This window comes from Streptomyces iakyrus (assembly GCF_000717055.1).
Classification (GTDB): domain Bacteria; phylum Actinomycetota; class Actinomycetes; order Streptomycetales; family Streptomycetaceae; genus Streptomyces; species Streptomyces iakyrus.
Genome location: NZ_JNXI01000130.1, coordinates 1 through 333 on the forward strand (window position 1 = coordinate 1; position 333 = coordinate 333).

Consider the following 333-nt stretch of genomic DNA (forward strand, 5'->3'; position numbering starts at 1 on the left):
GCTGCTGCCGCGTGATCTCGGCGAAGATCGGCAACGAGAGAATTTTGCCCCGGGTGCGGTGGGCGGTGGGAAATTTCTCGGGCCGGTGGCCAAACCGGGCATAGGCCGGCAGGAACGGCAGCGCGGTGGGATAGTTGATCGCGGTCTGCACGCCGTTGGCGTTCAGATGCGCGGCGAGCGCGTCGCGGCGCAGCGTTACACCCCGCTGCCCGGGGGCGGAGGTCTCCGCCCGGCCGGGGCCGGCCAGGGGGTCGGGGTGCCCCCCCCCCTCTTCCGGCCAAAGTTCGGGCTGGCCCCCCGCCGTGACGTCCAGGTCCTCGCCCCCATGCACCG

At 72.7% G+C, this 333-nt stretch carries 1 protein-coding gene; it reads right to left on the minus strand.

Annotated elements, in window-relative coordinates:
• A partial coding sequence (locus OO68_RS49040; RefSeq protein ID WP_209442697.1) for a DegT/DnrJ/EryC1/StrS family aminotransferase occupies positions 1 to 333 on the minus strand: 333 nt, incomplete at both ends.